Annotated in this window: 13 protein-coding genes; 7 read left to right on the top strand and 6 right to left on the bottom strand. The window is 68.8% G+C overall.

Annotated elements, in window-relative coordinates; all coding sequences use genetic code 11:
• Positions 1-97: 97 nt before the first annotated feature.
• Positions 98-1,696 carry a solute:sodium symporter family transporter gene (locus DIS04_RS11695; protein WP_111413958.1) on the bottom strand — a complete coding sequence of 533 codons (1,599 nt, stop codon included), beginning with the start codon at positions 1,694-1,696 and terminating at the stop codon, positions 98-100.
• Positions 1,697-1,959: 263 nt separating this feature from the next.
• Here DIS04_RS11695 and DIS04_RS11700 point away from each other — a divergent pair, with 263 nt between their 5' ends.
• From DIS04_RS11700 to DIS04_RS11710, 3 genes are read left to right on the top strand one after another with little or no spacing between them, the layout of a single operon-like run.
• A complete protein-coding gene (locus DIS04_RS11700; protein WP_111413959.1) occupies positions 1,960-2,829 on the top strand; it encodes a putative selenate ABC transporter substrate-binding protein in 870 nt (289 codons plus the stop codon).
• Entirely contained in the window at positions 2,829-3,593 is a 765-nt protein-coding gene (locus DIS04_RS11705; protein ID WP_111413960.1) for an ATP-binding cassette domain-containing protein, read from the top strand. The genes DIS04_RS11700 and DIS04_RS11705 overlap by 1 nt, the downstream gene beginning before the upstream one ends.
• Positions 3,590-5,113: a PhnE/PtxC family ABC transporter permease gene (locus DIS04_RS11710; protein ID WP_245904550.1), complete on the top strand. Its 1,524-nt coding sequence runs from the start codon at positions 3,590-3,592 to the stop codon at positions 5,111-5,113. Before DIS04_RS11705 ends, DIS04_RS11710 begins: the two co-directional genes overlap by 4 nt.
• A 77-nt stretch (positions 5,114-5,190) precedes the next feature.
• Here DIS04_RS11710 and DIS04_RS11715 read toward each other — a convergent pair whose 3' ends face one another.
• Positions 5,191-5,565, bottom strand: a complete 375-nt coding sequence (locus tag DIS04_RS11715; protein ID WP_111413961.1) for a RidA family protein — start codon at positions 5,563-5,565, stop codon at positions 5,191-5,193.
• A gap of 136 nt (positions 5,566-5,701) precedes the next feature.
• On the opposite strand from DIS04_RS11715, the gene DIS04_RS11720 reads away from it, so the two are divergent.
• The 4 genes from DIS04_RS11720 to modC all read left to right on the top strand — a co-directional run bounded on the left by DIS04_RS11720 (position 5,702) and on the right by modC (position 9,607).
• Positions 5,702-6,898 (top strand): MFS transporter, encoded by a 1,197-nt coding sequence (locus DIS04_RS11720; RefSeq protein WP_111413962.1) that lies wholly within the window; start codon positions 5,702-5,704, stop codon positions 6,896-6,898.
• Between the two features lie 161 nt (positions 6,899-7,059).
• A complete protein-coding gene (gene modA, locus DIS04_RS11725) occupies positions 7,060-7,848 on the top strand; it encodes a molybdate ABC transporter substrate-binding protein (RefSeq protein WP_245904551.1) in 789 nt (262 codons plus the stop codon).
• Positions 7,845-8,543, top strand: a complete 699-nt coding sequence (modB, locus tag DIS04_RS11730; protein WP_179951260.1) for a molybdate ABC transporter permease subunit — start codon at positions 7,845-7,847, stop codon at positions 8,541-8,543. The genes modA and modB overlap by 4 nt, the downstream gene beginning before the upstream one ends.
• Positions 8,540-9,607, top strand: a complete 1,068-nt coding sequence (gene modC / locus DIS04_RS11735) for a molybdenum ABC transporter ATP-binding protein (protein WP_111413963.1) — start codon at positions 8,540-8,542, stop codon at positions 9,605-9,607. The genes modB and modC overlap by 4 nt, the downstream gene beginning before the upstream one ends.
• Before the next feature lie 12 nt (positions 9,608-9,619).
• Here modC and DIS04_RS11740 read toward each other — a convergent pair whose 3' ends face one another.
• From DIS04_RS11740 to DIS04_RS11755, 4 genes are all read right to left on the bottom strand, one after another.
• The gene (locus DIS04_RS11740) at positions 9,620-10,000 is read right to left on the bottom strand and encodes a winged helix-turn-helix domain-containing protein (RefSeq protein ID WP_218938159.1); all 381 of its coding nucleotides are present in this window, start codon (positions 9,998-10,000) and stop codon (positions 9,620-9,622) included.
• 86 nt (positions 10,001-10,086) lie between these two features.
• Complete coding sequence (locus DIS04_RS11745; RefSeq protein ID WP_111413964.1) at positions 10,087-10,941, bottom strand: universal stress protein; 855 nt, start codon at positions 10,939-10,941, stop codon at positions 10,087-10,089.
• Positions 10,942-11,056: 115 nt separating this feature from the next.
• Complete coding sequence (locus tag DIS04_RS11750) at positions 11,057-12,547, bottom strand: SulP family inorganic anion transporter (RefSeq protein WP_111413965.1); 1,491 nt, start codon at positions 12,545-12,547, stop codon at positions 11,057-11,059.
• Between the two features lie 337 nt (positions 12,548-12,884).
• Positions 12,885-13,799, bottom strand: a complete 915-nt coding sequence (locus DIS04_RS11755; RefSeq protein WP_111413966.1) for a DMT family transporter — start codon at positions 13,797-13,799, stop codon at positions 12,885-12,887.
• Between the last annotated feature and the right edge of the window lie 54 nt (positions 13,800-13,853).

Below are 13,853 nucleotides of genomic sequence, written 5' to 3' on the forward strand. Positions count from 1 at the left end.
TGGAAAAGCAAATGTCAGACATTTTACCGCGCCGCACGCCACCCCGCCAGCCTGCGGCACGTCGGGGCGGGCCGCTTCGCCACCCGCCCCGCAGGGGCTAGACCCCGGCGAAGGCCGCGTAGATGACGATCACCAGCACCACCAGCAGCAGGCCGACGGGCACGGCGCCGCGCCAGGGAGTGAGATCGACGTCGCCGGAATACTCGTGGACCCAGGCGGTCTCGCGCGGGCGCAGCTTGCCGATCAGCAGCATCATGGCCACCAGCAGCAGGAACACGCCGGCAACGAAGTGGAACTCGTGCATCACCACCGGCAGCTTGTTGAACGGCGGCACGAAGTAGCCCGCGGCGATCAGCAGGCAGCCGCCGACGAGGGCGATCTTGGCCGCCATGGGCGGCACGCGCGTGGTCAGCAGGCCGACGATCACCACCGCGAGGATGGGGATGAAATAGATCGCGTTCATCTTCTGCAGGTAGTCGAACAGGCTCTCCTGGCCGGCCAGCAGCGGCGCGATGGTCATGGTGGCGAAGGCCATGATCCAGCCGAACACCTTGCCCGACCTGACCACCTGCGCCTCGCTCGCCTGCTTGTTGAGCACCCCCTTGTAGAGCCCCAGGCTGAAGATGGTGGTGGTGCTGTTGAGCGCCGAGTTGAACGACGACAGGATGGCACCGACCATCACCGCGGCGAAGAAGCCGGTGAGATAGGGCGGCAGCACGTTGAACACCAGGTGGCCGTAGGCCTCGTCGGCCTGCACGCCCTGGTCGGCATAGAGGTGGTAGGCGATGATGCCCGGCAGCACCAGGTAGAGCGGGCCGAGCAGCTTGAAGAAGCCCGTCAGCAGCACGCCCTTCTGCCCCTCGGCGAGGTTCTTGGCGGCGAAGGTACGCTGGATGATCTGCTGGTTGGTGGTCCAGTAGAAGAGGTTGATCAGGAACACACCGGTGAACAGGGTCGAGAACGGCACCTGCTGGTCGGAGCCACCGATGGAGTTGAGCTTCTGCGGATCGCTCTCCTTGAGCACCTCCCAGCCGGCGAGCAGGCCGCCGTCATCGCTGACCGCCTGCAGCCCGAAGTAGACGATGACGAAGCCACCGATCAAGAGCCCGACACCGTTCAGCGTATCCGACACGGCGACGGTACGCAGCCCGCCGAACAGGGCGTAGACGGAACCGATGAGCCCCACCACCCAGACCGTCAGCCACAGCAGCAGCGTCGGCGATTCGATGCCGGTCAGGCCGGGGAGGTCGAGCATGCCGAGCAGCCCCATGGCGCCCGAGTAGAGGATGATCGGCAGCAGGATCACCGCGTAGGCGATCAGGAAGATGACGTTGCAGATCAGCTGGGTGCCGGCGTCGAAACGGATCAGCAGCATCTGCGGCAGGGTGGCGATGCCGCTGCGCAGGAAGCGCGGCAGGAAGAACAGCGCCAGCGCGACCAGGGCGATCACCGCCACCACCTCCCAGGCCATGACGCTCAGGCCGTCGCTGAAGGCCGACCCGTTGAGCCCCACCATCTGCTCGGTGGAAAGGTTGGTCATCAGCAGCGAGCCGGCGATCAGCGGGAAGGTCAGCGAGCGACCGGCGAGGAAATAGCCGCTGGTGCTCGCATGATCGTCGCGGCGGGTCAGGCGCCAGGTGATGAAGGCCACCAGGCCGGTGAAGAACAGGAACGACAACAGGGTCAAGGCATGCATGCGGGGACACTCCCTTGCGGATATCCAGCAATCCATTGCGTCAGCACAAAATGTCTGACATTGACGAATTCACTACATTCTAGGCAAACGTAGCGTTACCGACATGCGCCTTTGGTCGTAAATCCTCCTGTTGGTTATGGAATATTACTAACAAAACTTAATGCAAGCCCACCCCCTGCCCGCCGCGTCGGCGCCGGGGTTGCCAGCCGGGCGGCGCGGCACAACAATAGCGCCTCCACCTCCGCTGTCCTCAAGGATTCCCCATGCGCCGGATCGCCCTGACCCTCACGCTGCCTTCCATCGCCCTGACCCTGGCCGCCCCCGGGGCCCTCGCCGAGACCTTCCGCTTCACCGCCATCCCCGACGAGGACCAGGCCCGACTGGTGGAGCGCTTCTCCAAGGTGGCCGACTACCTGGAGGAGCAGCTTGGCGTCGAGGTGGAGTACGTGCCGATGAAGTCCTACGGCGCCGCCGTCAGCGCCTTTCGCAACGACCAGGTGCAGCTGGCCTGGTTCGGCGGCCTGTCGGGCGTGCAGGCGCGCCGCCTGGTGCCGGGCTCGCAGGCATTGGCCCAGGGCAGCGAGGACGATGCCTTCGTCAGCTACTTCATCGCCCACGAGTCGACCGGTCTCGAGCGCGCCGACGAACTCCCCGACGAGATCGGGGGCATGAGCCTGACGTTCGGCTCGCGCACCTCCACCTCCGGCCGGCTGATGCCGGAGCACTTCCTGCGCCAGCGCTTCGACGACACACCTCCGGAGGAACTCTTCTCGCGGGTGGGCTACTCCGGCGATCACTCGCGTACCGTGGCCCTGGTGGAGGCCGGCACCTACGACATCGGCGCGGTCAACTACACGGTGTGGGAGGCCGCCGTGGAGGACGGCCGGGTGGATACCGACAAGGTGAAGGTGATCTGGGCCACGCCGCCCTATCCCGACTACAACTGGACCCTGCGCGGCGACGCCGATGCGCGCTTCGGCGAGGGCTTCAGCGACAAGGTCCAGGCGGCGTTCCTGGAGATGGACGACCCGGAGCTGCTCGCCACCTTCCCCCGCGAGGCGTTCATCCCCGCCGACAACGACCTCTACGCCCCCGTCGAGGAGGTGGCCGAGGCGCTCGGCCTGCTGCGCTGATGGAGGGAGAGCAACGTCGCCTGCTGGTTCGCTTCACGGGCGAGGATATCGGTCACGGGACGCGGATCGTGCTGCCGCGCCTGAGCCTCGTCCTGCATGAGGGCGAGCGGGTCGCCCTGCTCGGCCAGAGCGGCGCCGGCAAGTCGACGCTGCTCGGCGAGTTGCGCCGGCGGCTCGACCGCCGGGCCGCCTGGTGCCCGCAGCACCACGGCCTGGTGCCCCAGCTCGCGGTGTATCACAACGTCTTCATGGGGCGCCTGCCGGAGCATTCGGCGCTGGCCAACCTGTGGAACCTGGTGCGTCCGCTGCGCCGCCCCTGGCGCGAGGTGGCCGCCCTGTGCGACGAGCTGGGCCTGGCCGGCCTGCTGCGCCGCCCGGTGGGCGAGCTCTCCGGCGGTCAGCGCCAGCGCGTGGCCATCGCCCGCGCGCTCTACCAGGCGCGCCCGCTGTTCCTCGGCGACGAACCGGTGGCCAGTGTCGACCCTCATCAGGCCCTGCGCCTGCTGGGCCTGATCGACGCCCGTCACACCACCTCGGTAATCGCCCTGCACCAGCGCGAGCTGGCGCTGACCCACTTCGACCGGGTGTGGGGGCTGCGCGACGGCCGCCTGTCGATCGACGCGCCGGTCGATCGGCTCACCCTGGCCGAGCTGGACGCGCTCTACCCCGACGCCGATGCCGCGAGGCGTGGCCCGGATGCGCTCGACGCCGATATCGGCGTGCCGGGCGTCGATGCTCTCCCCTGCCCTCGAGGGCGGTCGTGAACGACAGCCAACCGGCCCTGCCCCCGGCGGGGTGGAAAGCGTGGTGGCGCGGCCAGTCGCCCGGCCTGCGCCTGGCCCGGCACACCCTGGGCCTGGTGGCGCTGGCGGTGCTGCTGTTGCCCTTCGCCGATCTCGCCATCCACACCCGCGACCCCTGGGGCGAGCTCGGCCGCATGGCAGCCGGCCTGGCCTGGCCCGCCTGGGGCGCGCTGGAGTCGCCCTTCTCGGCGCTGGGCCTCACCGTGGCGGTGGCGCTGTGGGGTACGCTTGCCGGGGTGATCCTGGGCTTTCCCCTGGCGCTGCTGTTCGCCCGCTCGCGGCTGGTGCGCGCCGGCTGCGCCTTCCTGCGCGCCATCCACGAGCTGTTCTGGGCCTTGCTGTTCATGCAGGTGTTCGGTCTCTCGGCGCTCACTGCGCTGGCGGCGCTGGCAATTCCCTACGCCGGCATCTTCGCCAAGGTCTATGCCGAGATCCTCGAGCAGACACCGCCTGCGCCACGCAATGCCCTGCCACCCGGCAGCGGGCGGTTGGCGCGTTTCGTCTACGCCGAGCTGCCGCTGGCCTGGACCCAGCTCGCCGCCTATACCCGCTACCGCTTCGAATGCGGCCTGCGTGCCAGCGTGCTGCTCGGCTTCGTCGGCCTGCCGACCCTGGGTTTCCATCTCGAAACCGCCTTTCGCGAGGGGCGCTACGCCGAGGCCGGCGCCCTGCTGTGGCTGTTCTACGGGCTGATCGCCGGCCTGCCGTGGTGGGGACACAAGCGGCTGACCCCGCTGCTGCTGGTGGGCGGTGCCTGGCTGCTCGGCCCCTGGCCGAGCGTCGACGGCGCGCTGCTTTGGCGCTTCGTCTCCGAGGATATCTGGCCGGCGGCGCTGCTCGCCGGCGACTGGGCGGGGCTCGTCGAGTGGCTGGCGCGGATCCCGGCACTGGGGCCGGCCATCGGCAACACCCTGCTGCTGGGGCTTCTTGGTACCGTGGGGGCACTGGCGGTGGCGCTGGCGCTGTGGCCGCTGGCCAGCCGCCATTTCGGCAACCGTGCCACCCGCCTGGCCGGGCATGGCCTTCTCGTCCTGCTGCGCTCGACGCCGGAACTGATGCTGGCGTTCGTCTTCCTGCTGCTGCTCGGCCCGTCGCTGCTGCCGGCCTGGCTGGCCCTGGCGTTGCACAACGGCGCCCTGATCGCCTTTCTGGTGGCACGCCATGCCGACGCCATCGCCCCCGGCATGCCGGCGCTGCCCGCCAGCGGCCGGCTGGCCTACGAGCTGCTGCCGAGGGTCTACCCGGGGCTGCTGGCGCTGCTCTACTACCGCGCCGAGGTGATCCTGCGCGAGACGGCGATACTCGGCATGCTGGGCATCGCCACCCTGGGCTTCTACGTCGAGGAGGCCTTCGACTACCTGATGTTCGACGTGGCCTTGTTCCTGCTTCTCGTCACCGCCGCCCTCAACATCGCGGTGGACGCCCTCTCGCGGCGGCTGCGACCGCGAGCGGTACCGCTCGACGATCCCTGCGTTCGTTAGACCGCGTCCGGAAACCGTCGGCATTCGCTCATGCGGCGTTCACAAAGGCCCTTCGCTCGCCGAATTCCCAGCAACGTCTAGTAGCTGTATTCGCCACCGACGACCGCTGCCGTGACGGTGATCTCCACCCTGAGCTCGTCGGCGGGCATGGGCGCGCAGACGCAGGTGCGCGCCGGGGCGTGGCCGGTGGGCACCCAGGCATCCCACACCGCGTTCATGGCGGCGAAGTCGCCGCCTTCCTTGAGGTAGATCGTCGCCGTGAGCAGGTGCTCGCGGTCGGAGCCCACTTCGGCCAGCAGCGCATCGACCCGCGCCAGCATGCTCTCGGTCTGCTCGGTGATGTCGCCGTGGCGCGCCTCGGGGCCGGCCACCTGGCCGCACAGGTAGGCGATGCCGTGGTGGATCACGGCGCGGCTCATGCGCGCCTTGGTATCGTGACGGACGATGGTCATTGCGTCTCTCCTGAGTCATGGGCCGGCCGCTGGCGGCGCATCGCTGCGCCGCATCCGCCCGCGCCGTTGGGCGAAGCTGCTATCATGCCGGGCTCCGTTCTTGCCTGTCATCTTGCCATCGCTCAGGGAGGGCGTCATGGGCTATCGCACGCTGTTGCGGGATCACCGGGGGTTGCTCGGCATCTGCTTTCTGGCTCTGTTCACGTCGAGTCTCGGCCAGAGTTTCTTCATCGGTCTGTTTCAGGCGCCAATCAGCGAGCGCCTCGGGCTCACCCCCGGCCAGTTCGGCAGCGCCTATGCCGTAGTGACGCTGATCGCCGGTTTCGCCGTGCTGCGCCTGGGGCCAAGCCTCGACTGGGTGCCGCCACGCCGTTTCACCCTCAGCGTGATGGCGACGCTCGTCACAGGCGTGCTGCTGCTGACGCTCTCGCCCTGGTGGTGGCTGGGGCTGCTAGGCCTGGGACTGGTGCGCTTCTGCGGCCAGGGCATGATGACCCACCTCGGCAACACCCTGGCGGGACGTGAGTTCGTTGCCCTGCGTGGACGCGCCCTGGGATTGACGAGCCTGGGCATGATGCTCGGCGAGACGCTGCTGCCACCGCTGATTGCGGCCCTGCTGGTATGGCTCGGCTGGCGCGAGCTGTGGTGGCTGTTCGTCCTGGTGCTGGCGGGATGCTGGCTACCTTTGCTGCTGCGCGGCCCTTGGCCTGCCGCCCCCGGGCAGCGCCACGCCCGCGGCCAGCGACCCAACGGCCCCCGCCCCTTTCGCGATCCGCGCTTCTGGCGCCTGCTGCCGCTACTGATGATGCTGCCGATCACCATGACCGGGCTGTTCATCTACCAGGCGGCGATGACCCGCGACCTCGGCAGCACACTTGGCATCTACGCCCTGGCCCTGACCGGCATGGGCCTGGCCAAGCTGCCAGGCGCCCTGCTCGGCGGTCGCTTCGTCGATCGCCTGGGGCCGATACGCCTGGCGCGCCTCTACCTGCTGCCGTACGCCCTGGCCCTGCTGGTCGCCATCGTCTTCGGCGGCCACCTCGGCGTGTGGGCGCTCATGGTGGGCGGCGGGCTCGCCATGGGCTCGCAGGAGTCGATCGCCACCAGCCTGCTGGTACGCATCTGGGGCGCCGAACACCTCGGCACGGTACGCGCCACATTGAGCGCCAGCATGGTCTTCGCCACCGGGCTGGCCCCGGCAGTGCTGGGAGTCGCGCTCGATCTCGGGGCAAATTTTTCCCAGGTCCTGGCCGGGATGCTGGCGTTTCTCGCCTTCGGCTGGTGGCTGGCCCAGGGGCTCCTGCGGGATCAGGCAACCGTACGGAGCGGCTGAAGGTCGCGAAAAAAACGACCGAGTGGTCCGGCGGGGATACCTCGCGGGCGGTATGGCGCCCTCGGCGTGGGCTATGGCAACATACGGCGAATCGTTATATCTGAACGTATATGACGTAGCCCCGCCTGCGGCGACCGAAGGGACAGCAGTGGAGATCTCGTGTGCCTTATTCTCTCAGACGCCTGCTGGCGGGCCTCGCCTGCCTCGCCCTGAGCCTGGCATCGACCGCGGCCCAGGCCGGCGAGGAGCCGATGCGCATCGCCGCGGCCGCGGATCTGCGCTTCGTGATGGATGAGATTCTCGAGGCCTTCGCCGCCGATCATCCCGAGCTGCCGGTGGAGGTCGTCTACGGCTCCTCGGGGCGCTTTCGCAGCCAGATCGAGAACGGCGCCCCCTTCGACCTCTACTTTTCGGCCGATATCGCCTACCCACGGGCGCTGAAAGAGGCCGGTCACGCCGCAGGCGAGGTGACCCCCTACGCCGAAGGTCGGATCGTGCTGTGGAGCGAGGGCCTCGATGCCTCCGAGCTGACCCTGGAGTCGCTCGCCGACGCGCGCTTCCGGCGCATCGCCATCGCCAACCCCCGCCACGCCCCCTATGGCGCCCGTGCCCGGGAGGCGCTGGTCGCCAGCGGCCTGTGGGAGTCGCTCGAGCCGCGGCTGGTCTTCGGCGAGAACATTGCCCACACCATGCAGCTGGTGCAGAGCGGTGCCGCCGAGGTGGGCATCATCGCCCTCTCCCTGGCCCGCGGGCCGGCGACGACCGCCCGGGAGGAGTACCACCTGATCGACGATGCCCTCCACGCGCCCCTCGAGCAGGGGTTCATCATCACCCGGCGCGGCGCCGACAATCCCACCGCGACGCGGTTCGCCGAAGCCATGCAGTCGCCGGAGGCACGCGCCATCATGCGCGCCCACGGCTTCGTGCTGCCCGGCGAGCAGGCTCGATGACGCTGCTCGGCATCGGCGAGGCGGACTGGACCGCGCTGCAGCTGACCCTCAGGCTGGCGCTGACCAGCACCGCCCTGTTGCTGGTGCTGTGCCTGCCGCTGGCCTGGTGGCTGGCCCACACCCAGCGGCGCCTCAAGGTGGTGGTGGAGGCCCTGGTGGCGCTGCCGCTGGTGCTGCCGCCCACGGTGATCGGCTTCTACCTGCTGATCCTGCTTGGCCCCCGCGGCGCCGTGGGTGGCACGCTGGAGCGGCTTGGGGCCAGCCACCTGGCCTTCACCTTCACCGGGCTGGTGATCGGCTCGATGATCTATTCGCTGCCCTTCGTGGTGCAGCCGTTGCAGAACGCCTTCCAGGCCATGGGGCGACGCCCCCTGGAGGTGGCCGCCACCCTGCGGGCCGGGCCGCTCGACCGGCTGGTCTCGGTGGTGCTGCCCCTGTCGCGCCAGGGACTGCTCACCGCGGCCGTGCTCTCCTTTGCCCATACCCTGGGCGAGTTCGGCGTGCTGCTGATGATCGGTGGCGGCATACCGGGCCAGACCCAGGTGGCTTCCATCGCCATCTACAGCCACGTGGAGGCCATGGACCATGCCGCGGCGCATCGCCTGTCGCTGTTCCTGCTGCTGATGGCCTTCGCCCTGCTGGTCAGCGTCTATGCGCTCAACAAGCGCTTCAGGGTGGTCGGGGTCATGTCATGAGCGTGTCGGGCGCGCTGCGCCTGCGCCGCGGCGATTTCCAGCTGCAGGCCGAACTGGCACTCCCCGAGCGCGGAGTCACCGCCCTGTTCGGCCGCTCCGGCTCGGGCAAGACCACGCTGCTGCGCTGCCTGGCCGGCCTGGAGCGCGGCGACGGCTGGCTGACGGTCAACGGCTGTCGCTGGCAGGATCGGGACCATTTCCTGCCGGTGCATCGGCGCCCGCTGGGCTACGTCTTCCAGGAGGCGAGCCTCTTTCCCCATCTGCGGGTACGCGACAACCTGCGCTACGGCTATCGGCGAGTCGAAGCCAGCCAGCGCCGCGTCGACTTCGACGAGACGGTGCGGCTGCTCGGCGTCGAGGCACTGCTGTCACGCTACCCCCAGGCGCTCTCCGGCGGCCAGCGGCAGCGCGTCGCCATCGCCCGGGCCCTGCTGGCCAGCCCACGCCTGCTGCTGATGGACGAACCCATGGCGTCGCTCGACGTGGCGAGCAAGGCGGAAATCCTGCCCTACCTGGAGCGACTGCACGCGCATCTGGAGATTCCGGTGGTCTACGTCAGCCATGCCATCGAGGAAGTGGCTCGCCTGGCGGATCACATGGTGCTGCTGGAAGCCGGGAGCGTGCTGGCCGCCGGGCCGCTGCATGAGCTGCTGGTGCGCAGCGACCTGCCGTTGTCCCACGCCGACAACGCCGCCGCGGTGCTGGAGACACGTGTCGAGGGATACGATGCCGACCGGCAGCTCGTCGCGCTGACGTGCGGCGCCGGCCGGCTGTGGGTCTCGCGGGAAGCGGCACCGCCGGGCAAGCGGCTGCGCCTGAGCATTCGCGCCAGCGATGTGGTGATCAGCCTGACGCCGCCGCAGGATTCCAGCGTACTCAACTGCCTGCCGGCGCGGGTGGCCGAGATCAGCGACGACCCCCACCCGGGCCATCGGCTGGTACGCCTGGCGGTCGACGACGGGCAGATGCTGCTCTCGCGCATCGCCCACGACGCCTGCCAGCGCCTGGCGCTGCAGCCGGGGCAGGCGGTTTACGCCCAGTTGCGCGGGAGGGCACTGTCCTGAACCGCGGCGGGACTAGCGAGGTCGCTCGGGGGTGGCAGGCGGCTCGGCGATGAGCGCGGCGAAGGCCTCCATCTCCTCGGCCACGGCCTCGCTGGCGATACGCTGCATCCTTCGGTAGCGCTCGAGCACCTCCTCGCCGAGCGCGGTGACCTGCGCGCCGCCGCCGCCCTTGCCGCCCGTCGCGGTAGTCACGAGGGGCGCCTTGAAGCACTGGTTCATGGTGTCCACCAGCAGCCAGGCGCGCCGGTAGCTCATGCCCAGCTGGCGAGCCGCCGCGGAGATGGAGCCGCTGCCGGCAATGGCCTCGAGCAGTTGCGCCTTGCCCGGGCCCATGGCGATAGCGTGGCCCAGCTGGACGCGCAGGCGAGGAGTCGACGGATTCGGGGCTGACACGCTGGCCTCCTTGGAGCGTCATCGACCGGATGCTACCACCGCGCACGCTGCGCTGGCATCGGGACCCCGGCCGTCGGGAACCGCGCTCAGCGCAGCAGCAGGACCGGCACCTTGGCCCGGCGCAGCATGGCGGTGGTGGTGCTGCCCACCAGCAGGTGGCGGATGCGCGAGTGGCCGTAGGCCCCCATCACCAGCAGGTCGATGGCGTTCTCGGCCTGGTAGATGCGCAGGGTCTCCTCCACCTCGCCGGCACGGATCGTCCCTTCGGCCTCGTGGCCCGCCTCGCGCAGTGCAGTCAGCGCCCAGTCGAGCTGCGAGCGATTGTCGCCGGTCTCGGCACCGACGATCACCACGTGCACCGGAATGCCGTTGAACAGCGGGCTCCTGGCCAGCATCTCCACGCCCTTGCGCGTGGTATTGCTGCCGTCGAAGGCGAGCATCACCCGCTCGGGGCGCTTGAAATCGTTCGGCACCATCAGGATCGGCCGATGCAGGGTGCGCACCACCCGCTCCAGGTTGGAGCCCAGGTGCTCGCTCGCCTGATGGGCGGTCTCGCCGCGCTTGCCCAGCACCAGCAGGCGAATCTCGTCCTGCAGCTCGGCCAGGGTCTCGACCAGCGTACCGTTGCGCTGGCGCGTACCCGGTTCGGCCACACCATCCTCGACGGCCCGCTCGCAGGCCGCCTTGAGCATCAGCCGGCCCTGGTCCTGGGCCACCCTGGCGCGCTGCTCGTCGAGCTGCGAGAGTTCCTCCAGCAGGTGCTCGCGGGAGCCCAGCCCGATATTGCCGGAGAGATCCGCCTCGGCGGTCTGCGGGTGGTTGTCCACCACGTGGAGGAAGGTCAGCGGCGCCCCGAGCGCCAGGCTGGCCCAGGCGGCGTAGTCGCACACCGCGGGGGAGAACTGCGAGCCGTCGATGGCGGCCATTACCTGTTCTGTCATGGTGTCGTTTCCCAACAAGCTGGCATTGTCGTCGCAGCGTTCCGGCCACTGCGACGCTAGGTTGGCCCCAGCGGGCCGCGGCTCATCCAAGAGGAGCACCGCGCCGCGACTGGCGTCAATGGCCGCCCATCAACTTCTCCACGGCCGCGGGATCGTCATGGATGGCATAGCGGTCGACGATGGTGGCGCTGGCTTCGTTGAGGCCGATCAATTCCACCTCGGTGCCCTCGCGGCGGAACTTGATCACCACGCGGTCCAGCGTCTGCACGGCGGTGATGTCCCAGAAGTGCGCGCGCGACAGGTCGATGGTGACCTTCTCCACGGACTCCTTGAAGTCGAAGGCATTGCCGAAGCGCTCGGACGAGGCGAAGAACACCTGCCCGACGACCCGGTAGATGCGACGGCTGCCGTCGTCGGCCTCTTCGGAGCCGATGTAGAGGATATTGCCGACCTTGTTGGCGAAGAACATCGCCGCCAGCAACACGCCGACGAACACGCCGATGGCGAGGTTGTGCGTACCCACGGTGACGACCACGGTGGCCAGCATGACGATGTTGGTACTCAGCGGATGCTTCCTGAGGTCGCGAATCGAGGCCCAGCTGAAGGTGCCGATGGAGACCATGATCATCACCGCCACCAGCGCGGCCATGGGGATCTGCGACACCCAGTCGGCGAGGAATACCACCATGATCAGCAGCACCACGCCGGCGACGAAGGTGGAGAGTCGCCCGCGTCCGCCCGACTTCACGTTGATCACCGACTGGCCGATCATCGCACAGCCGGCCATGCCGCCCAGCAGGCCAGAACCGATGTTGGCGATGCCCTGCCCCTTGCACTCGCGGTTCTTGTCGCTCGGGGTATCGGTCAGGTCGTCGACGATAGTGGCGGTCATCATCGATTCCAGCAGGCCCACCACGGCGAGCATTACCGAGTAGGGCAGAATGATCCACAGCGTCTCGAGGGTCAGCGGTACGTCGGGCCACAGGAACACCGGCAGCGTGTCGGGCAGCTCGCCCATGTCGCCCACGCTGCGGATGTCCATTCCACTGATCATGTAGACAGCAGTAAGCACCACGATGCACACCAGCGGCGAGGGAATCGTCTTGCCGACCCGGGGCAGGCAGGGGAACAGGTAGATGATGCCGAGCCCGGCCGCCGTCATGGCATAGACGTGCCAGGTCACGCCGGTAAGCTCCGGCAGCTGCGCCATGAAGATCAGGATCGCCAGGGCGTTGACGAAGCCGGTGACCACCGAGCGCGAGACGAAACGCATCAGGTCGGCCAGCTTCAGGTAGCCGGCCGCGATCTGCAGCACCCCGGTGAGCAGGGTCGCGGCGAGCAGGTACTCGAGGCCATGCTCGCGCACCAGGGTGATCATCAGCAGCGCCATGGCGCCGGTTGCCGCCGAGATCATCCCCGGGCGACCGCCGGTGAAGGCAATGATCACGGCGATACAGAAGGAGGCGTAGAGCCCCACCTTGGGGTCGACGCCGGCGATGATGGAGAAGGCGATGGCCTCGGGAATCAGGGCCAGCGCGACCACGATGCCGGCGAGGGTGTCGCCCTGGATGTTGGAGAACCACTCTTGCTTGATGGATCGGATCATTCTTCGGTCCAGACGATGGGTTGCATACCAGCCGGCGCCAGCGCCGGAAAGTACCAGGGGTCGAGTCGCAAGCGTCCCTTGGCGTGGCGTCAAAGACACCGCCCTGGGGCTGATCAAGCAGGACTCAATGAAAAAAGCGGGTACGGGCGAGATGCCCGTGACATCGGATGATGTCGAGCGGTGGTGAGCCGAAGACGGCTACACCCGGGGGGGAGAACGCTAGGGCGGCGTGGCCAGCCCGGTCAGAGGAGTCAGCACGTAGCGTCGCATCCTTGGTCTGGGGAACTCGCGGGGCCCGGTTTTCAACCTGGCGCCCCCTCACGAGCGGCGCATGTTATCAGAGACCACGCTGCGCTGCACCCCGGGCCCGCAGGCGCCGCTCGAGGCGACGCTCGTACAGCCCCTTGGCCAGCAGCGTGCCGAGCACCAGGGCGCCGCCGGCCAGCGCCACCGGCGCCGGGCGTTCGCCGAGCAGCCACCACACCCACAGGGTGCCCACCACCACCTCGAGCAGCATCAGCAGCCCCACCTCGGCGGCCGGCAGGTAGAGCGGCCCGCGCTGGATCAGGGTGAAGCCCAGCGGCAGCAGCACCAGGCACAGCAGTCCCAGCAACAGCAGGCTGTCGGACGGTGGCAGCGCAATGCCGCCCCCGGCCAGGCCGAACAGCGCCGCCGTGGCGGCAACGATCAGCCCCGAGAGCGTGAGCATGGGGCTCATGTCGACTCCCGGGCGGGTGCGGCAGAGCGTGAAATTGGCGGCCAGCGCCGTCGCCGCCAGCAGCGCGAAGCCGTTGCCGATCCACGAGCCGACACCGGCGTCGTCGAGCACGATCAACGAGGTACCGAGCAGGCACAGCCAGATGGCGAGCCAGGTACGCCGCGGCAGTCGCTCGCCGAGGAACAGCCGCGACAGGAGCGCGGCGATCAGCGGCGCCCCGGCCAGGATCATCAGCACGTTGCCGCCCTTGGTGTACTGGTTGCCGAGCACGAAGCCGAAGGTGGAGCAGCTGAACAGCAGCGCCACACCGATGCCGGTCCCGCCGCAGCGGCGGTAGGCGTCGACGATGCCGGCACCGTGCCGGGCGAGCATGATGACGACGAAGCCCAGCGCGGTCAGCAGGCCCCGCCACACCAGGATCTCGCTGTCGGGCAGGCCGATCAGCTTGATCAGCAGGGCGTCGGGGGAAATGATCAGGGCACCGCCACCGGTCATGAGCAGGCCCTGGTGGCGGTGCGAAAGGGAGTGGAACAAGGCAACCTCGGCGTCCGTCGGGTCGCCTCAGGATGCCACGCCCGCGCGCGGGTG

Source organism: Billgrantia lactosivorans (genome assembly GCF_003254665.1).
GTDB classification, from domain to species: domain Bacteria; phylum Pseudomonadota; class Gammaproteobacteria; order Pseudomonadales; family Halomonadaceae; genus Halomonas; species Halomonas lactosivorans.